A 262-nucleotide genomic window follows, 5' to 3' on the forward strand; every position below is an offset into this window, starting at 1 on the left:
TTGCAGCATTGCCAGGTTTTGCAGTGATTAGTCATGCTTTAGGACATACTTTTACCAATCCATTGGTCAATGGTGCAGTTACGACCACTGTTTTAGCAGGGATTACAGGTTCAGCCTCAGGCGGTATGAGTATTGCGTTGAGTGCAATGGCTGATCAGTACAATGCCGCAATCGCTGCAATGGGAATTCCTGCTGAGGTGATGCATCGTATCGTCGCAATGGCTTCAGGAGGTATGGACACCTTACCTCATAATGGCGCAGT

General features: G+C 47.7%; 1 pseudogene. It reads left to right on the plus strand.

Features of this window, described 5'->3' with window-relative positions:
• Positions 1 to 262 (plus strand): annotated as a pseudogene (locus tag FLQ44_RS13640) (GntP family permease); the annotation flags it as partial.

The organism is Vogesella mureinivorans (assembly GCF_007644035.1).
Classification (GTDB): domain Bacteria; phylum Pseudomonadota; class Gammaproteobacteria; order Burkholderiales; family Chromobacteriaceae; genus Vogesella; species Vogesella mureinivorans.